The sequence below is a fragment of the Microbacterium sp. CJ77 genome (assembly GCF_002911615.1).
Classification (GTDB): Bacteria; Actinomycetota; Actinomycetes; order Actinomycetales; family Microbacteriaceae; genus Microbacterium.
Map to the genome: position 1 here is coordinate 250047 of NZ_PQBR01000023.1, position 18703 is coordinate 268749.

18 protein-coding genes are annotated in these 18703 nt (G+C 68.4%); 11 read left to right on the forward strand and 7 right to left on the reverse strand.

Annotated elements, in window-relative coordinates:
- Window position 1: 1 nt before the first annotated feature.
- Window positions 2–1282, reverse strand: coding sequence for an MFS transporter (locus tag C2868_RS13070; protein WP_103663477.1), 1281 nt, complete (start codon window positions 1280–1282; stop codon window positions 2–4).
- A gap of 83 nt (window positions 1283–1365) precedes the next feature.
- On the opposite strand from C2868_RS13070, the gene C2868_RS13075 reads away from it, so the two are divergent.
- The 7 genes from C2868_RS13075 (at window position 1366) to mnhG (ending at window position 8778) form a co-directional block, all read left to right on the forward strand.
- Window positions 1366–2430, forward strand: coding sequence for a LacI family DNA-binding transcriptional regulator (locus C2868_RS13075; protein ID WP_103663478.1), 1065 nt, complete (start codon window positions 1366–1368; stop codon window positions 2428–2430).
- A 119-nt stretch (window positions 2431–2549) separates the two neighbouring features.
- Window positions 2550–5474: a Na+/H+ antiporter subunit A gene (locus C2868_RS13080; protein WP_103663479.1), complete on the forward strand. Its 2925-nt coding sequence runs from the start codon at window positions 2550–2552 to the stop codon at window positions 5472–5474.
- Window positions 5474–6013 carry a Na(+)/H(+) antiporter subunit C gene (locus C2868_RS13085; RefSeq protein ID WP_103663480.1) on the forward strand — a complete coding sequence of 180 codons (540 nt, stop codon included), beginning with the start codon at window positions 5474–5476 and terminating at the stop codon, window positions 6011–6013. The genes C2868_RS13080 and C2868_RS13085 overlap by 1 nt, the downstream gene beginning before the upstream one ends.
- Complete coding sequence (locus tag C2868_RS13090; protein ID WP_103663481.1) at window positions 6010–7563, forward strand: Na+/H+ antiporter subunit D; 1554 nt, start codon at window positions 6010–6012, stop codon at window positions 7561–7563. The genes C2868_RS13085 and C2868_RS13090 overlap by 4 nt, the downstream gene beginning before the upstream one ends.
- Window positions 7560–8147: a Na+/H+ antiporter subunit E gene (locus C2868_RS13095; protein WP_103663482.1), complete on the forward strand. Its 588-nt coding sequence runs from the start codon at window positions 7560–7562 to the stop codon at window positions 8145–8147. The genes C2868_RS13090 and C2868_RS13095 overlap by 4 nt, the downstream gene beginning before the upstream one ends.
- Window positions 8144–8410 carry a monovalent cation/H+ antiporter complex subunit F gene (locus C2868_RS13100; RefSeq protein WP_036296627.1) on the forward strand — a complete coding sequence of 89 codons (267 nt, stop codon included), beginning with the start codon at window positions 8144–8146 and terminating at the stop codon, window positions 8408–8410. The genes C2868_RS13095 and C2868_RS13100 overlap by 4 nt, the downstream gene beginning before the upstream one ends.
- Entirely contained in the window at window positions 8407–8778 is a 372-nt protein-coding gene (mnhG, locus tag C2868_RS13105; RefSeq protein WP_198519628.1) for a monovalent cation/H(+) antiporter subunit G, read from the forward strand. Before C2868_RS13100 ends, mnhG begins: the two co-directional genes overlap by 4 nt.
- 4 nt (window positions 8779–8782) lie before the next feature.
- Here the strand turns inward: mnhG and argG are convergent, their stop codons facing one another.
- Together argG and C2868_RS13115 are read right to left on the reverse strand one after the other, a co-directional pair.
- Complete coding sequence (gene argG / locus C2868_RS13110; protein ID WP_103663483.1) at window positions 8783–10225, reverse strand: argininosuccinate synthase; 1443 nt, start codon at window positions 10223–10225, stop codon at window positions 8783–8785.
- Window positions 10226–10234: 9 nt separating this feature from the next.
- Complete coding sequence (locus C2868_RS13115) at window positions 10235–10984, reverse strand: Pr6Pr family membrane protein (protein ID WP_103663484.1); 750 nt, start codon at window positions 10982–10984, stop codon at window positions 10235–10237.
- Window positions 10985–11080: 96 nt separating this feature from the next.
- Between C2868_RS13115 and C2868_RS13120 the strand changes: the two genes are divergently transcribed.
- The gene (locus C2868_RS13120) at window positions 11081–12367 is read left to right on the forward strand and encodes an adenylosuccinate synthase (protein WP_103663526.1); all 1287 of its coding nucleotides are present in this window, start codon (window positions 11081–11083) and stop codon (window positions 12365–12367) included.
- Between the two features lies 1 nt (window position 12368).
- Window positions 12369–13703, forward strand: coding sequence for a beta-propeller fold lactonase family protein (locus C2868_RS13125; RefSeq protein WP_103663485.1), 1335 nt, complete (start codon window positions 12369–12371; stop codon window positions 13701–13703).
- A 26-nt stretch (window positions 13704–13729) separates the two neighbouring features.
- Here C2868_RS13125 and C2868_RS13130 read toward each other — a convergent pair whose 3' ends face one another.
- A complete protein-coding gene (locus C2868_RS13130; protein ID WP_103663486.1) occupies window positions 13730–14845 on the reverse strand; it encodes an AI-2E family transporter in 1116 nt (371 codons plus the stop codon).
- Window positions 14846–14954: 109 nt separating this feature from the next.
- Here C2868_RS13130 and C2868_RS13135 point away from each other — a divergent pair, with 109 nt between their 5' ends.
- Window positions 14955–15254, forward strand: a complete 300-nt coding sequence (locus C2868_RS13135) for a chorismate mutase (RefSeq protein WP_036296758.1) — start codon at window positions 14955–14957, stop codon at window positions 15252–15254.
- A gap of 31 nt (window positions 15255–15285) precedes the next feature.
- Complete coding sequence (locus C2868_RS13140; protein WP_100812592.1) at window positions 15286–16371, forward strand: ATP-binding protein; 1086 nt, start codon at window positions 15286–15288, stop codon at window positions 16369–16371.
- A gap of 36 nt (window positions 16372–16407) precedes the next feature.
- On the opposite strand, the gene C2868_RS13145 is transcribed toward C2868_RS13140, so the two are convergent.
- From C2868_RS13145 to C2868_RS13155, 3 genes are read right to left on the reverse strand one after another with little or no spacing between them, the layout of a single operon-like run.
- Entirely contained in the window at window positions 16408–17094 is a 687-nt protein-coding gene (locus C2868_RS13145; protein WP_100812593.1) for a hypothetical protein, read from the reverse strand.
- Window positions 17091–18002, reverse strand: coding sequence for an ABC transporter ATP-binding protein (locus C2868_RS13150; protein WP_103663487.1), 912 nt, complete (start codon window positions 18000–18002; stop codon window positions 17091–17093). Before C2868_RS13150 ends, C2868_RS13145 begins: the two co-directional genes overlap by 4 nt.
- Before the next feature lie 11 nt (window positions 18003–18013).
- Window positions 18014–18406 (reverse strand): GntR family transcriptional regulator, encoded by a 393-nt coding sequence (locus C2868_RS13155; RefSeq protein WP_100812595.1) that lies wholly within the window; start codon window positions 18404–18406, stop codon window positions 18014–18016.
- Window positions 18407–18703 lie beyond the last annotated feature (297 nt).

Consider the following 18703-nt stretch of genomic DNA (forward strand, 5'->3'; position numbering starts at 1 on the left):
GCTACAGCGCGGACGGCTCGCCGGCGGTCGGACGGCGCCCGTCCCGGCGCCCCTCGCCGACGTGCGCGCCGGGCAGCGGGCGGGTGGCCCCGGATGCGAAACCGGAGGCGATGATGAGCCCCACCAGGATGTACAGGGTGTTGAGCAGGCCGATGTGCTCGCTGACGAATCCGAGCAGCGGGGGCCCGCAGAGGAACGCGATGTAGCCGATCGTCGCGGCGGCGCTCACGCGAGCCGCGGCGCGGGCGGGGTCGTCGGCGGCCGCGGACATGCCGAGGGGGAAGCCCAGCGCAACGCCGGCACCCCAAAGAGCTGCGCCGACGAGGACGAGCGGGATGGACGGCGCGAGGATGAACAGCAGCAGACCCACGGCGGCCGCGGCTGCGAGAACACGCAGGGTCGCGACACGTCCGAAGCGATCGACGAGCGGCCCGCCCGCGATGCGGACGAGGGTCATGCTCACGGAGAACACAGCGAGTCCCGCGGCGCCGAGTGCCTGGTCGGCGCCGTGGCCCTCCACCACCGTCAGCGCCAGCCAGTCGTTCGCGCCACCCTCGGCGAAGGCCATCCCGAGCATGACGATCCCGAGCGTGTACGTGCGGGGCTCGCGCCACGCCGACAGCGACTCGTGCAGGCGCGCGCGCCAATCGCGCTTCGGCTCGTCCGACGGCGTCGGGTCCATGGCCACCGCTCGGGCGGGCACGTTCGCGATGCTGACGAACCCGATGACGACGATCACGGCGGCGAGCACCGTGGTGTGCGTCAGCACGTTCAGCCCCCAGGCGACGGCGAGCACACCGATTCCCGCGCCGAGCACGGTGCCGAAGCTGAAGAAGGCGTGAAACAGGGGAAGAAGGGTCTTGCCGATCTGCTTCTCGATCACGGCGCCGTCGACGTTCATCATGACATCGAGCGCTCCGTTGCCCAGGCCGAAGAGGGCAAGGCCGAGCACGACGACTCCGTACGAGCCCAACGCATCCGTTCCCACTCCGATGATCGCGACGCCGACCGCGACGACGATCATCGCGACGAACATGCCGCGACGGGCGCCGAACCGAGCGAGCACGAGTGAGCTGAGGGAGAGGCCGACGATCGACGAGATGCCCGCGAGCAGCAGGACGAAGCCGATCTGGATGTTGTCGATCTGCAGGGTCTCTTTGATCGCCGGCACGCGCGAGGCCCAGGTGGCGATCGAGAGTCCGCTCGCCGTGAAGATGGCGAAAACCGCCGTGCGCCAGCGCAGCAGGGCGCGACGGTTGACGGGGGCGGCGAGTTCGGACATGCCGAGAGTCTATCGAATCGATTCGACCGCCACCCTGCCGTACGGGGTACCATCGGTGAATCAATCCCGAACCCGGAGGTGCGATGGCTGCCGGAAGGCCGACGATCGCCGACGTCGCGCGTGTCGCCCAGGTGTCGCCGTCGACCGCGTCCGTCGTCTTCAGCGGCAAGGCCTCCGTGACGGATGCGACCCGCGCTCGCGTGCTCGACGCCGCCGCGTCTCTCGGTTATACGGGTCCGGACCCCCGTGCCGCATCGCTACGCCGCGGCAGCAGCGGCATCGTCGGCGTGGTCTTCGAGGAGCACCTCGGCGCGGCATTCCGAGACCCGATCAAAGCGGTCATGATGGACGGCCTCGCCGAGGGGGTCGCGCCGCTCGGCGCCGGATTGCTGCTCCTCCAAGACGACGCCGGGGCCCCCGGTGCCGCGCCCGCATCGCCCAATCTGCGGTCCGCACCCGTGGACGCGGTCGTGCTCGTGGGCTGCAGCGGTCGTCTCGCCGACTCCCTCGAGGCCGTCCGGGGTCGCGGCATCCCGGTCGTCGTCATCGAGGGCGACGCAGGCCCCGGCATCCCGCGCGTCGAGCTCGACAACCGCGAAGCGCAGCGTCACGCCGCACGGCATCTCCGCTCGCTGGGTCACGAGGACGTCGTGGTGTTGACACTGCCCTTCGATGCGAGTCGCCGGCGGGGCTGGGTCGTCGCGGATGACGCGCGCGCACCTGTCGTGGACGTGACACGCGAGAGACTGGCGGGCGCGCGCGACGTGTTCCCCGCGGCCCGTGTGTACGCGGCGGGGGGCAGCTTGATCGACGAGGGGCTCGCGGCCGGCCGCATGATCCTGGCTCGCGCGTCGCAGCGCCCCACCGCGGTCATCGCCCAGAGCGACCTCCTCGCTGCGGGCGTCGTGCGTGCCGCCGAAGAACTCGGGCTGTCGGTGCCGGGCGACGTCAGTGTGACGGGATTCGACGGCATCACCGTCGATGGTTTCGCCCCGTACGAACTCACCACGCTGGTGCAGCCTGCGGCCGAGAAGGGCCGCGCCGCGGGCACGATCGTCACGCGGATGATCGAGGGATCGGATGCCGCGTCGATCAGTTTCACGTGCACGTTCCGCCAGGGCAACACCACCGGTCCTCCTGCGCGCTGAGGCTCGATCGGGCTCGTGCGAGATGATCCCGCTTCGGCATCTCGCAAAATCCGCCCCGTAAGATAGGACCACTGTCCACTCCCTGAGCCACCCCGGCCGACACGACCGAGGAGACGCCTGTGCTGCTGATCCTCGCCGCGTTCGCCGTCATCTCGCTCGCCATGCCGTGGCTCGTTCGGACTCTGGGATCACGGGCCTTCTACGTCGCCGCCGCGATGTCGGCGGTGGCTTTCGTCGAGGCGGTCCTGCGGACGCCCGACGTGCTCGCCGGGCAGACTCCGTTCGAGTCATTCGAATGGATCCCCGCGCTCGGGATCTCGCTGTCCATGCGCATGGACACCCTCGCGTGGGTCATGACGCTGATCGTCACGGGCGTGGGTGCGCTGGTGCTGCTGTATTGCCGCTGGTACTTCCGCGACAAGCCCGAGGGCCTCGGCCAGTTCGCGGCGGTCCTACTCGCATTCGCGGGAACCATGTACGGGCTCGTGCTGACGGACGACATCGTCGTGCTCGTCATGTTCTGGGAGATCACGAGCATCCTGTCGTACCTGCTGATCGGGTACTACCACCGCCGCGCCGGTAGTCGCCGCGCGGCCCTGCAGGCCCTGCTGGTCACGACGCTCGGCGGCCTCGTGATGCTGATCGGTGTCGTGCTGCTCGTCGTCGACACCGGAACGTCGAGCCTGTCGGGAATCCTCGATATCGCGCCGAGCGGACCCGTCGCGGACGCCGCACTCGTGCTGCTGCTCGTCGGTGCGCTCAGCAAGTCGGCGATCTTCCCCTTCCATTTCTGGCTGCCGGGCGCGATGGCGGCGCCCACCCCGGTGAGCGCGTATCTGCACGCCGCAGCGATGGTGAAGGCAGGCATCTACCTGCTGGCGCGTCTCTCGCCGGTCTTCGCCGACGCGCCACCCTGGCGGCCGATCGTCATCTCGCTCGGCATCCTGACGATGCTGATCGGAGGCATCCAGTCGCTGCGCGAGCGTGACCTCAAGCGCATCCTCGCGTTCGGCACGGTGAGCCAGCTGGGGCTCTTGACGGTCGTCCTCGGTTTCGGGACGCGGGACGCGGCGCTCGCCGGGCTCGCCCTGCTGATCGCCCACGCTCTTTTCAAGTCGAGCCTCTTCCTCATCGTCGGCGTGATCGACCGGCAGCTCTCGACGCGTGACATCTCGGAGTTGTCGGGGCTCGGACGCCAGGCGCCGGTCATGGCCACGTTCGCGTTCATCGCGATCGGGTCGATGGCGGGAGTCATCCCCACCCTCGGGTTCGTCGCCAAAGAAGGGGTGCTCACCGCGTTCCTCGACGAGGCCCTGGGCGGTTCGGCCTGGGGCCTGGTCGCCCTGATCGGCGTCGTCGTCGGGTCGGTCTTCACCGTGGCCTACGGCATCCGCTTCCTGTGGGGAGCGTTCTTCCGCAAGCGTGATGTCGAGCTGACCCAGTGGCCAGACCCGCCCATCGGCTTTCTCGCGGCGCCGATCGTGCTCTCGGGACTGTCGATCGTGGGTGGGTTCGCGGCGCCGTGGGTCGACCTCGCGCTGCAGGGTTACGCCGACACGGCGCCGGCCTCGACGCCGGGCATCGCCCCGCCCGAATACGCCTACCACCTCGCCCTCTGGCACGGTCTCGAACCGGCGCTCTTCCTGTCGCTCGCCACGCTCGTCGGCGGCGCGCTGGTGTTCGCGCTCGCCCAGGCGACGCGATGGGACGTCCGGCGCCGACTGGTGCCGTTCACGGCATCGGATGTCTATTACGAGGTCGTCCGTCAGGTCGACCGGCTCTCGGTGGCGACGACAACACTCACCCAGCGCGGGTCGCTTCCGATCTACGTCGGCACGATCTTCGTCGTGCTGGTCGGGGCCGAGGCGACGGTGATGTTCGCCTCGCCTAGCTGGCGCGCACAGCTCGACGCCTGGCAGTCGCCCATCCAGCTGGTCGCCGCGCCGCTCATGATCGCGGCGGGCATCGCCGCCGTGCTGGCCCGCAAGCGCTACACGGGCGTCGTTCTCGTGTCGGTGACGGGACTCGGCATGGTCCTGCTGTTCGCCACGAGTGGGGCACCCGACCTCGCCCTCACGCAGATTCTCGTCGAGACCGTCACGCTCGTCGCGTTCGCACTGGTCTTGCGGCGACTGCCCGCGCAGATGGGCGATCACAACGCCTCCGTCGCTCGGCTTCCGCGCGCCGTCCTGGCGATCGGTGTCGGCGTGACGATGGCCATGGTCGCCGTGATCGCGACCGGCGCACGCCTCGAGGCACCCATCTCGGGGGCGTGGCCGGACCTCGCCTACGAGTTCGGCCACGGTCGCAACGTCGTCAACGTGGCGCTCGTCGACATCCGCGGGTGGGACACGATGGGTGAGCTCTCGGTGCTCGTCCTCGCGGCGACGGGCGTCGCATCCCTGGTGTTCGTCACCGACCGCGCCGACAACCTGCAGCGGCTGACCTCGGGCGTGCCGATCATGCCCGCACGTCGTCGACGGCGACCGCTCGTCGAGACCCTCGCCGGGCCCCGGCCGCAGTCCGCCGCAAACGTCGGCAGCCCGCAGACGTGGCTCGTGGGCGGGCAGCGGATGCGTCCCGAGAACCGCTCGATCATCCTCGAGGCCATCGTGCGGATCCTGTTCCACACGATCATCGTGGTGTCCATCTACCTGCTCTTCGCCGGGCACAACCTGCCCGGTGGAGGCTTCGCCGGGGGGCTCGTCGCGGGAATGGCGCTCGTCATGCGTTACGTCGCCGGGGGGCGCTACGAGCTCGGCGCGGCTGCGCCGACGGACGCGGGGCGCCTCCTCGGTGCGGGCATGGCCATCGCGGTCGCCTGCGCCGTCGTTCCCCTGTTCTTCGGCGCGCCTCCGCTCACGAGCGCCTTCGTCGAGGCCGAGCTTCCGGTGCTCGGGCACATCGAATTCGTCTCCACGACGATCTTCGACATCGGCGTGTACCTCGTGGTGGTCGGGCTCGTGCTCGATGTGCTGCGCAGCCTGGGTGCCGAGGTCGACCGGCAGAGCCAGCCGGTCCGTGCGGGGGAGGTGGTCAGCTGATGGATGTCTCGCTGACCCTCATCATCGTCATGGGCGCGCTCTTCGCGTGCGGCGTGTACGCGATGCTCGAGCGCAGCCTGACGCGCGTCTTGATCGGCTTCCTGCTTCTGGGGAACGCGGCGAATCTGCTGCTGCTGATCGTGATGGGACGCCCGGGAATCGCCCCGTTCTTCGGGTCGGGCGAGACATCCGAGATGTCCGATCCCCTGCCGCAGGCTCTCACGCTCACCGCGATCGTCATCACCTTTGCCATCTCGGCGTTCCTGCTGGCCCTGATCTATCGGTCCTGGCAGCTCGGTCAGGCCGACACGGTCATGGACGACGAAGAAGATGTCGCCCTGCGGGAGCGCGGTGTCCAGTCCGAGGACGCGATGGATGACGAGGGATCGACGGATGCCGAGGCGCCCACCGACTTCGTGGGAGTCGAGACCGCCCCGATCACGGTTCTGCACAGCCGCGACTTCCCGGGTCTCGTGGACGACGCACCGACCGACAAGCCGGCCGCGCGACGTCCCCGCGAGGGGGGCGAGGACTCGTGAGCTCGTTGGTCCCCCTTCTCGTCGCGCTGCCACTCATCGGTGCCGCCCTCACGCTCGTGTTCGGGCGTCGTCGACGTCTCCAGGTGATGGTTTCGGTCGTCACGTTGGTCGCGGTGCTCGTCATCGCGGCGATCCTGCTGTACACCGTCGATCAGGGCGACCCGATCGCGGTCTCGGTCGGCGGGTGGCCGATCCCGTTCGGCATCGTGCTCTACGTCGATCCCCTCGCCGCGCTGCTCGTGCTGGTGTCGAGCATCGTGCTGATCGCGGTTCTGCTCTTCTCGATCGGCCAGGGTGCGGCGGACGGCGACGAAGAGACGCCGGTCTCCATCTTCTACCCCTCGTACCTGATCCTCGCGGCGGGCATCTTCAACGCCTTCATCGCGGGCGACCTGTTCAACCTGTACGTGGGGTTCGAGATCCTGCTGGTCGCGTCGTACGTGCTCATCACGCTCGGCAGCACCGAGTCGCGCATCCGGACGGGTGTCGTCTACATCGTCGTCTCGCTCGTGTCGTCGATCCTGTTCCTCTCGGCTATCGCCGCGATCTATGCATCGCTCGGCACCGTGAACATGGCGCAGATCGCGGCACGGATGGGCGAGCTGCCGCAGGACGTCCAGCTCGTGCTGCACATGCTGCTGCTCGTCGCCTTCAGCATCAAGGCCGCGGTGTTCCCGCTGTCGTTCTGGCTGCCCGACTCCTATCCGACCGCGCCCGCTCCCGTCACGGCGGTGTTCGCCGGGCTTCTGACCAAGGTGGGCGTCTACGCGCTCATCCGCACCGAGACCCAGATCTTCCCGAACAACGACATCAACATGCTGCTGATGGTGATCGCGCTGGCCACGATGGTGGTCGGGGTGCTGGGCGCGGTCGCTCAGGCGGAGCTGAAGCGCATCCTGTCGTTCACGCTCGTCAGCCACGTCGGGTACATGATCTTCGGACTGGCGATCGGAACGGCGGCGGCCTACGGGGCCACGATCTACTACATCGTCCACCACATCATCGTGCAGACGACCCTCTTCCTGGCCGTCGGGCTCATTGAGCGAAGAGCGGGCAGCACGTCGATCCTGCGCGTCAAGGGATTGATGAGAGCGGCGCCGGTCATTGCGGTGCTCTACTTCATCCCGGCCGTGAACCTCGGCGGACTGCCACCTTTCTCGGGCTTCGTCGGCAAGTTCGCCCTCTTCGACGCGGCCGCGCAGGTCGGCACACCGGTCATGATGGTGCTGATCGTCGGCGGGATCGTCACCTCGCTGCTGACGCTCTACGCGCTCATGCGCGCGTGGAACCTGTCGTTCTGGCGAGAGGAAGAGGATTCGACCGAGACCGAGGCCCGCATCGCGTACCTCGGGCGGTCGACGGGCGCGGCCGTCGAGACCGAACGGCGCGTCATCCCGCGCATCATGACGGCGGCGACCGGCGGGATGGTTGCGGTCACGGTCGCGCTGACGATCTTCGCCGGGCCCCTGCTCGAGATCTGCATGCGCGCCGGCGAGGTGCTGACGCATCCGGTCACGATCACTCAGATCGATGAGGAGGCCGCACCGTGAGTCCCGACTCCCGCGCCTCGCACGCGCGCCACATCTGGGCGCAGCTGCCGTTCTTCGGGTGGCTGATCGCGCTGTGGATGTTGCTCTGGGGTCAGTTCACGTGGCTGGCGTTCTTCTCGGGGCTCATCGTCGCGATCGTCGTCACGCGCATCTTCCGCTTGCCGCCGGTCGACCTGTCCGGGCGGCTCAACCCCTGGTACGGCCTCGTCTTCGTCACGACGTTCCTCGCGGCGCTCGTGCGCGGTTCTCTGCTCGTCGCGTGGCAGGTGCTCGACGTGCGCCGACAACCGGGTGCTGCCGTCATCGCCGTTCCGCTGCGCACCGACGACGACCTGATCATGACCCACACCGCGGTCACGGCATCGCTCATTCCGGGTTCGATCATCCTCGAGGCGGATCGTGATCGTCGCGTGCTCTACTTGCACGTGATCGGCGTGCGTAATGAAGCGGATGCCGAGCACCAACGGCGAGCCGTGCTGGGCTGGGAGGCGCGGATCGTCCGAGCCGTCGGTTCGCGCGAGCAGCTGCGCGTCCTTCGTGACGCCACCGTCGACACCCCGCGACAGGGCGGGGCCACCGTATGAACGTGCTCGTCGTCATCATCCTCGTGGTCTTCGCGATCGCGGCACTGCTCGCGCTGATCCGCATCGTGATCGGGCCTTCGATCCTCGACCGCGTCGTCGCGAGCGACGTCCTGTTGACCGAGATCATGTGCATACTCGGGGCCGACATGGTGATCAATCACCACACACGGTCCTTGCCCGTATTGCTGATCATCGCGGCCGTGGGTGTGTTCGGGTCGATCTCGATCGCCCGCTTCGTCGCACGAAGGGACAACCCCCGATGATGGACCTCGACTGGCTGGCGGTCGCCGACACCACTGCGCTCGTTCTCGTTCTGCTCGGTGCTCTGTTGTGCCTGACCGCATCGATCGGTCTGCTGCGGTTCCGGGACGTTCCGAGCCGCCTGCACGCGGCCACGAAACCGCAGGTCCTCGGGCTGCTGCTGATCTGCATCGCGATCGCGCTGTCGCTGCGGGCATGGCCCGTCGCGGCGTTCGTCGTCCCGGTATTTCTGATCCAGCTCGCCACGGCACCGCTGTCGGCGCACATGGTGGGCCGCGCGGCCTACCGCAACGGCACGCTGGATGAGGGTGCGCTCGTCGTCGACGAGCTGCGCGAGTCGCGCGAGACGCCCCCGGCCGCGGGCGGCTGACGAGTCAGTCGGTGCCGGAGTCGAACGCGGCGGCCTCGGATGCCTCGTCCACCGCGTCGGCGAGACGCTCGCGTTCCGCGTCGAACGGCGACGCGTGCTCGGTGATCTCGTCCGCTTCGCCGGCCTTCAGGTTGCCGACGAGCGCCGCCGTTGCTCCGCCGATCATGCCCATCGCGGCGTACTGCTCGAGGCGGGTGCGCGAGTCGGCGATGTCGAGGTTGCGCATCGTGAGCTGGCCGATGCGGTCCGTCGGACCGAACGCGGCGTCGCCGACACGTTCCATCGACAGCTTCTCGGGTCCGTACGACATGACGGGGCCTGTCGTGTCGAGGATCGTGTAGTCCTCGCCGCGGCGCAGGCGCAGGGTGACCGTGCCCGAGATCGTCGAGCCGACCCACTTCTGGATCGACTCGCGCAACATCAGCGACTGCGGCTCGAGCCAGCGGCCCTCGTACATCAGGCGACCGAGGCGGCGTCCCTGCTCGTGATACGTCGCGAGGGTGTCCTCGTTGACGATCGCGTTGACGAGGCGCTCGTAGGCGGTGAAGAGCAGCGCCATGCCGGGGGCTTCGTAGATACCGCGGCTCTTGGCCTCGATGATCCGGTTCTCGATCTGGTCGCTCATGCCGAGACCGTGGCGTCCGCCGATGGCGTTCGCCTCGCGGACGAGTTCCACAGGGTCGCCGAACTCGCGGCCGTTGATCGCAACGGGGCGTCCGGCCTCGAACGTGATCGTGACATCCTCGGTGGCGATCGCGACGGATTCGTCCCAGAAGCGCACGCCCATGATGGGCTCGACGGTTTCGAGCGAGACATCGAGGTGCTCGAGGGTCTTCGCCTCGTGCGTAGCGCCCCAGATGTTCGCGTCGGTCGAGTAGGCCTTCTCGGCGGAGTCGCGGTACGGGAAGCCGTGGGCGACGAGCCACTCGCTCATCTCCTTGCGTCCGCCGAGCTCGGTGACGAAGTCGGCGTCGAGCCACGGCTTGTAGATGCGCAGGCGGGGGTTGGCGAGCAGGCCGTAGCGGTAGAACCGCTCGATGTCGTTGCCCTTGTAGGTGGAGCCATCGCCCCAGATGTCGACGCCGTCCTCCTTCATCGCGCGCACCAGGAGGGTGCCCGTGACGGCGCGACCGAGCGGCGTGGTGTTGAAGTACGTGCGGCCGCCCGAACGGATGTGGAAGGCGCCGCAGGCGATCGCGCTGAAGCCCTCTTCGACGAGCGCGGCTTTGGCGTCGACCAGGCGCGAGACCTCGGCGCCGTACTCGAGCGCCCGACCGGGGATCGCCTCGACGTCCGGCTCGTCGGGCTGGCCGAGGTCGCCCGTGTACGTGCAGGGGATCGCGCCCTTGTCGCGCATCCACGCGACGGCGACGGAGGTGTCCAAGCCACCGGAGAAGGCGATGCCGACGCGCTCGCCGACGGGCAGGGACTGAAGGACCTTCGACATCCTTCGAGTCTACTGAGAGGCGCGGTCTGCCCGAGACGACGCCCGCCGGCGACCGACCCACACCACGAGCAGACCGACGGCGATGATCGCGAGGGCGATCGCGACGACGTACACCGCGACCCCCGCGTAGCCGGGAGGCTGGAGCGCCGGATTGTGGGGATTGAGGAACGGGTAGGGGTACCAATACGGCTCGCCGTTCGCGGGAGAGGTGACCAACGGGCCGCGCACGAGGGTGTAGACGACCCACGCGATCGGATAGATGACGATGATCCACACAGCACGCCACGGCAGGGCTCGTCGCCGCGGGGCGAGGAACAGATCGAGCACCAGCACGATGGGCACCGCAACGTGCATCACCTCGTTCGACCAGGCAACCGTCTCACCCTGCGGCAGCTGGATGCCCCGCAGCAGCAGGTTGTAGACGATGCCGGTGATCACCATGTAGGTGGTGACGCAGGCGAGCAGAACGGCGAACCAGCGCGGCTCGACATCCGTTCGTGCGTGACGCGTCCAGAACAGGATCGCCGCGATCGTAAGCGTCACGGCGGCGGCGACGTTCGACTGGATCGTGAAGAAGCTCAGGAAGTTCGCAATGACCGTGCCGATCTGGTGGCCGTATTCCGTCGTCGCGGCCTCGGCGTTCGAGACCGTACGGACGAGTTGGGCGATGACGGCGGCGATGCCGACGATGGCGGTCAGGATGCGGACGACCGCCCAGGCCTGAGACCAGGCCGCGGATCGGAGCAGGGTGGAAGACATGGCCAAACACTAGCGGCGGCCTCGCGTCCCCGATCGGTGCCGGACGACCTCGATAGGATGGTGTCTTACCGTCCTGACAAGAAATCCGGGGGCCTCATGCCAGGCATCGTGATCGTCGGCGTGCAGTGGGGCGACGAGGGCAAGGGCAAGGCCACCGACCTGCTGGGCGAGCGCACCGACTGGGTCGTGAAGTTCAACGGCGGCAACAACGCCGGCCACACCGTCGTCATCGGCGACGAGAAGTACGCGCTGCATCTGCTGCCCTCGGGCATCCTGTCACCGGGTGTCATCCCCGTGATCGGCAACGGTGTCGTCGTCGATCTCGAGGTGCTGTTCGCCGAGCTCGGCGCGCTCGCGGCCCGTGGCGTCGACACGTCCAAGCTGCGCGTCAGCGCCAACGCGCACATCATCACGCAGTACCACCGCACGCTCGACAAGGTGACCGAGCGCTTTCTCGGCAAGCGCCAGATCGGCACGACCGGCCGCGGAATCGGCCCGGCATACGCCGACAAGATCAACCGCGTCGGCATCCGCGTGCAGGACATCTTCGACGAGAACATCCTGCGGCAGAAAGTGGAGGGGGCACTCGACCAGAAGAACCACCTGCTGGTCAAGGTCTTCAACCGCCGCGCGATCGCGGTCGACGAGGTCGTCGAGGACCTGCTGTCGTACGCCGAGCGGCTCCGGCCGATGGTCGCCGACACAGGACTGCTGCTGAACGATGCGCTGGACGCGGGCGACGTCGTCGTCTTCGAGGGCGGACAGGCCACGATGCTCGACGTCGACCATGGCACGTACCCGTTCGTCACGTCGTCCTCGGCCACCGCGGGCGGGGCGGCGACCGGTTCGGGCGTCGGTCCCAACCGTCTCGATCGCATCGTCGGAATCGTCAAGGCGTACACGACCCGCGTCGGCTCCGGTCCCTTCACCACCGAGCTGTTCGGCGAAGAGGGCGACTGGTTGCGCTCGCGCGGATTCGAGTTCGGCACGACCACGGGTCGCCCCCGCCGCGTCGGCTGGTACGACGCTCCCATCACCCGCTACGCGACGCGCATCAACGGCATCACCGACCTCGTGCTGACCAAGCTCGACATCCTGACCGGCCTCGAGCGGGTCCCCGTGTGCGTCGCCTACGACGTGGACGGGCAACGGTTCGACGAGGTGCCCGTCAACCAGTCGGACTTCCACCACGCGACCCCGATCCTCGAGTACTTCCCCGGGTGGTCCGAGGACATCTCGAAGGCACGCACGTTCGAGGATCTTCCGGCCGCCGCGCGCGACTACGTGCTGGCGCTCGAGGGCATGAGCGGCACGCGCATCTCGGTGATCGGTGTCGGCCCCGCGCGCGACCAGGTCATCGTGCGACACGATCTCGTGGACTGACATGCGGTTCTGGGTCGGGGGGTACTCCTCCGACATGGACGGCACGGCCGAGGGCATCGGCCTGCTGACCGCGGGTGAGGACGGCTCGCCGTTCGCCTCGGGTCCGCTGTCGTTCCGCGGGGCGGTGCGTCCGGCCCTGACGTCGCCGTCGTGGCTCGCGGCGCATCCGTCGCTCGACGTCGTGTACGCAGCCCTCGAGGGCGAGGGCCGTGTCTCGGCGCTCGCGCGAACGGGTGACACATCGTTCGCCGCGCTCGGTCCTTCCGTCGAGGCGGGCGAGGCGGTCTGTCACGTCGCCGTGAGCCCGGACGGGACGTATCTGCTCGCGAGCTGCTGGGGCGATGGCCGCATCGTCCGCATCGGACTCGACGGCAACGGGCGGCCGATGGATCGCGTCGTCGCACCGGCCGCTCGGGACCCGTACGGGATCGACCGCGGCGACCCGCGGGATGCGGCTCGTGAAGACCTCGACGAGCCCGAAGATCCGCGCGCCGCGCGCGAGCGGCGGGAAGAGCGGATGTCGGGGGTGGCGGCCGATCAGGACGCGGAGCGGCGTCGCTCGGAGATCGGCCTCGCCGACGCCGCGGCGGCACTGCGCGCCGACGCCGCGGCGGCACTGCGCGCCGCCGCGGGCGCCGAGTTCGCACACCTGATCCCCGATCACGACCGACCGGCCGAGCCGGATCTGCGCGGTGCAACGCTGCTGACGTCGGCCGTCGACGCGGACGCGGCCTCCCGAACGTCCCGAGCCCACGCGGCGGCGTTCCTGCCCGACGGTCGTGCCCTCACGACCGACCTGGGCTTCGACGTGGTGCGGGTCTGGTGCCGGGCGTCGGGCCGGATGGTGCCCGATCACGAGGTGCTCCTGCCGCGCGGCTCGGGCCCGCGGCACCTGCTCGTGCACCCCAGCGGATACGTCTACGTGCTGACGGAGCACTCGGCCGAGGTCTTCATCCTCGGCGCCGACCGGGCGGGACAGTGGCGTGTGCGCGGAAGCATCCCGGCCGCGGCCCTGACCCTCCCGGACGACGCCGGCGCGGAACTCGCGGCATCCCACGACCGCGCCTTCCTGTACGCGGGACTGCGGGGGAGCGACACGATCGCGGTGCTGCGCGTCGCGGGGGACGGCGGCAGCCTCGAGCAGGTCGCGCTCGCCGAGTCCGGCGTCACCTGGCCGCGGCACCACCTGGTCGTGCGCGACACGCTGCTCGTTGCCGGTCAGCACTCGAACGACGTCGCGTCGCTCTCGCTCGACATTCGCACGGGCGTGCCCAGCAAGGTGCGGCACCGCGCCGGCGTGCCGGCGCCGACCCGCATCCTGCGCGCCCGCGACTGACGCGCGGACGGGGTGCGGCCCGCGGGTCAGACCTTGGCGTCCTGTCGGGGCACCCAGACCTGCTTGATGATCAACAGGATCGACGCCGACACCGGGATCGCGACGAGCGCGCCGATCAGGCCGAGCAGGGTGCCGCCGACGAGTGCCCCGATGACCACGAGTGCGCCAGGAATCTCGATCGTGCGGTTCATGACCCGGGGCGTGAGGACGTACGCCTCGACCTGGATGTACGCCAGGTAGAACCCGGCGAACAGGAGCGCGGTCAGGGGGTCGGAGAACAGCGCGATGACGCTCGCGATGACCCAATACAGCACCGGTCCGATCAGCGGGATGAGCGTGATCAGGAACGCGATGACCGACATCAGGGCCGGGAACGGCAGCCCGAGAATGACGTGCAGGATGAATGCGAAGATCGCGTTGGCCGTCGCGAGCACGACCATGCCGATCAGGTAGCCGCCGATCGATCCCGTGATCTGCTCGGTCATGTCGCGCAGCCCCGGACGATTGCGTGCCGGCGCAAGACGGTAGAACGCCTGCTTGATCGCGGGCATCGACGCGATGAAGTACAGGGTCAGAACGAGCGTGATGAAGGCGCCCGAGATGCCCTCCACGATGCTGACGCCGATCTGTAGCGCTCCGCCACCGATCGCGGCGATGTTGGCGGGGTTGCTGATGAAGGTCTCGAGATTGTTGAGCAGATCGGGCAGCGCCGTGCCGAACATGCCCTGCAGATAGGCGAACCAGTCCGACTTCTCCGCCGCGCTGATCAGGCTGGGGATGTCCTGCACGAACTGCGTGATCTGCTGGACGACGGTCGGGATCACGAGCCAGAGAACCCCTACGAGCAGAAGCGCCACACCCAGGAAAACGATCGCGATCGCCCAGCCACGCTTGACATGGCGAGCCACCAGCCAGTTGACGACGGGTTCGAGGCCGAGGGCGGCGAACAGGGCGAGCACGATGTAGATGATGACGGTCGCGAGGTTGCTGATCGCCAGTCCCAGCAGCAGGGCGGCAAGGCCGCCGAGCGTGAGGGTGAAGCCCACGGTGAAGGGCTGGTCGATCTTGGCCCAGAACGATCGGATCCCCGACGAGGGCTTGTCGGATGCCGGGGGCGCGGGATCGGTCGTGGCGTCGCTCATGGTCACACCATAGTGCGCCGAGGCGTCGTAGCGAGGCCTCGCGGCCGCGCGGGAATCGGCCAGCGACAACCCCGGGCATCCCGGTAACCTCGTGGAAGAGGAGGGCCCCGTGACCCACGAAAGCGACCCGCGAAATGAGCTGCTGCGCCTCCGCGCCAGCATCGACAACATCGACGCCGCACTCGTCTACATGTTGGCCGAGCGCTTCCGCTGCACGAAGCAGGTGGGCGTGCTGAAGGCCACGCACGAGATGCCGGCCTCGGATCCGACGCGCGAGATCGAACAGGTCGCCCGTTTGCGGCGCCTCGCGCTCGACGCCGATCTCGACCCCGCCTTCGCCGAGAAGTGGTTCAACTTCGTCGTGGCGGAGGTCATCCATCACCACGAGCAGGCGGCGAACGGGCGTTAGTCGAGCCTCGGACAGGTCTAGCATTCGTCTCATGTCCAGCAATCTGCCCATCGGCACCCTGATCGGTACGGCCGAGCCGGCCGCGGCCACCGTGCTCGCGACGCGTCTGAACCGGCACACTTTCTGGTGCGGGCAGAGCGGCTCGGGCAAGACCTACGCCCTCGGGGTCCTGCTCGAACAGGTGCTGCTGCACACACGCCTGCCCCTGGTGATCCTCGACCCGAACTCCGACTTCGTCCGCCTCGGCGACGTGCGTGAGGGGGCGAGCACGGACGACGCACGGGAGCTGTCGGCCCGCGACATCCGCGTCTTCCGCCCGGGCGACGCGGATCGTCCGCTGCACGCCCGCTTTCTGGGCATGCCGCTGCGCTCGCGTGCCGCTCTGATGCAGATCGACCCGATGGTGGACTTCGACGAGTACAACGCCATGCTGCGGTTCGAGCCCGAGATGCCGCTCGTCGAGGGCGGTGACTTGGTCGCGCACCTGCGATCCGGGGAGGGCCCGATTCGGCAGCGACTGGCAACGCGGCTGGAGAACCTCGGGGTTGCCGACTGGGACCTGTGGGCCTGGGGCAAGCGAGCCGTGACCGATGACATCGATGAGCGACCGGATGCCTCGGTGTTGGACCTCGGTGGTTTCCCGACGCAGGCCGAGTCTCGCGCGGCCGCGCTCGCCGTGCTCGATCATCTCTGGGAGCGGCGCGAGGAGCGGATCGGGCGCCTCGTCGTCATCGACGAGGCCCACAACCTGTGTCCCCCGGACCCGGCGAGTCCCGTGGAGCGCCTGCTCACGGAGCGGATCGTCCAGATCGCCGCCGAGGGGCGAAAGTACGGAATCTGGTTGCTCCTCTCCACGCAGCGGCCGACGAAGGTGCATCCGAACGCGCTGTCGCAATGCGACAACCTGGCCCTCATGCGGATGAGCTCGCCTCGCGATTTGGACGATCTGGCCGCGGTTTTCGGTTATGCGCCGCAGTCACTCCTCGAGCGATCCCCCGGATTCGCGCAGGGCCAGGCTCTCTTCGCGGGAGGTTTCGTCACCGCGCCGACGCTGGTGCAGATGGGCGAGCGCCTGACTCACGAAGGCGGGCGGGACGTTCCGGTCCCGCTGCGCTGAGACGTTCGGGTCGAGACGAACCGATCGCCCGCTGCGTCAGGGAACCGCGCGCCGCAGAGGGATGAAGGAGGTGCCCGCGAGCACCGCGATGACGAGGATCGACCACAGGGCGAGGCTCAGCGAGTTCTGCGCCGCGAACCAGCCGAAGATCGCGCCCCACGAGTCGGTGCGCCCGATCAGCCACGTCACGCCGATGAGGACGGCGCCGATCGCGATCAGCGTCGCGGTCAGCCAGAAGGCGCCGAGCCGCTTGTAGATCGTGGCCGACCAGAAGCCGATCGAGAAGAACGTCATCGCGAGCAGGAAGTAGAACGCGAACGCCGCCAGCGGCCCGCCCTGCCAGATCTCCTCGCCGTAGAACATCCAGCCGTTCATGCCCCAGCCATCCGTCGCCCTCTCGATCAGGCCCCCGATCACGAAGACGATCGAGAGGATGGCCGAGGTGATCGCCGCGGTCAGGTACGTGCCGAGGAAGAACTCGCGCCGGGTCACGCTCATCGCCTGCGAGAACGGGAAGGTGAGCGTGAGGGACTGCACGCCGACGACGAGGAAGTACCACAGCGGTGCCTGGGCCCCGCCGCCGATCTTCGGTCCGTCCCCCGGGATGAGCGCGTAGACGGCGAGCGAGAGCACGAATGCTCCGGCGAGCACGAGCAGCGGGATCCAGATGTAGGTGTTGCGGTTGATCAGCTGCATGCGGACGACGTTCAGTGTGCGGCTCATCGCAGTGCTCCCTCGTCGATCGGGGCGGCGGCCGACTCGGCCGCGTGCTGGGTGGTTCGGACGATCAGTTGCTGCAACGACACGGGCGCGGCATCCAGGCCGGTCTCTGCGAGGCGCTGCCGGTCTGCTGCGGTCAGGGCGCCGAGCACGGTCACCGAGCTGACCCGGCCGAGGCTTTCGCGATGGATGACCTCGCGACCCGCGACGAATGCGTCGACGGCCGCCGAGTCGCCGACGATGTTCGCCGCACGGTCGCGCACGGCATCCGTCTCCTCGTCCATGACGATCCGACCGCGGTCGATGACGAGGACGCGCTCGAGCAGGTTCGAGACCTCGTCGATCAGGTGCGACGACAGGATGACGGTGCGCGGATGCTCGGTGTAGTCCTCGATCAGGCGGTCGTAGAAGATCTGCCGCGCGACCGCGTCGAGCCCGAGGTAGGGCTCGTCGAAGAACGTGATCTCGGCGCGCGAGGCCAGGCCGATGATGACGCCGACGGCCGAGAGCTGACCGCGCGAGAGCTTCTTGATCGTCTTCTTCTGCGGCAGCTGCAGCTCGTCGATCAGCCGCTCGGCGAACCCCTGGTCCCAGTTCGGGAAGAAGAGCCGCGCCGCGCCGAACGCGTGCTTGGGGAGAGCATCGTCGGGGTACTTCTGGCTCTCGCGCACGAAGCACATGCGCCGCAGCACCCGGGCGTTCTCGTAGGGGTGCTCGCCGAACACGCTGATCTGCCCGCTCGTGGCGAAGTTCTGCGCGGTGAGCATCGACATGACGGTGGTCTTGCCGGCCCCGTTGCGGCCGAGCAACCCGTAGATCACGTCCTTCTCGATCGTGAAGGACACGTCGTCGACCGCGAGGGTGTCGCGGTACCGCTTGGTCAGGTTCTGCACCTCGATCACGGGGTTCATGGCGCGGGAAGTCATTGCGCGGTCCTTTCGGAGGGGGCGGGGATGGTGTCGTCGGCGCGCTCGCGGATGAGCGCGACGAGATCGTCGGGGCCGAGACCGAGGCGCTGGGCCTCTGCCAGGAGGGGTTCGAGGTAACGATCCGAGAACGCTCCGCGCCGGGCGGCGAGTACCCGATCACGGGCACCGGCGGCGACGAACATGCCGATGCCGCGTCGCTTGTAGAGCACGCCCTGGTCGACGAGCATCGAAACTCCTTTCGCCGCGGTCGCGGGATTGATCCGGTAGAAGGCCGCGAGTTCGTTTGTGGACGGGGCCTGGGATTCTTCGGCAAGACTGCCGTCGACGATCTGGTCCTCGATGCTCTCGGCGATCTGCAGGAACAGGGCCCGGCCTTCTTCGATCACACGTTCCTCCGGCCAGTGGGTTGGTTAGTTACATGAGTAAGTAACCATGCAACCTCGAATCTGTCAAGCGATGGCCGAAATCGATCGTTTCGCGGCCACGCGGATTTGCCCCATTTGCCCATGTCTGATGGTCTGGAACCAGAGGCCACGTGGCCTTCACGACCAGTCCGCGCTCGTTAGACCCCAGCCCGATGGGTGTGTCAACGAAGCGTACGGTCGGCGATCTGGGCGGTAGACCCGATGTCAGCCGCCGGTGTCGCGGGTGCCCCACACGGGTGCGTGCAGGCCGAGGATCGC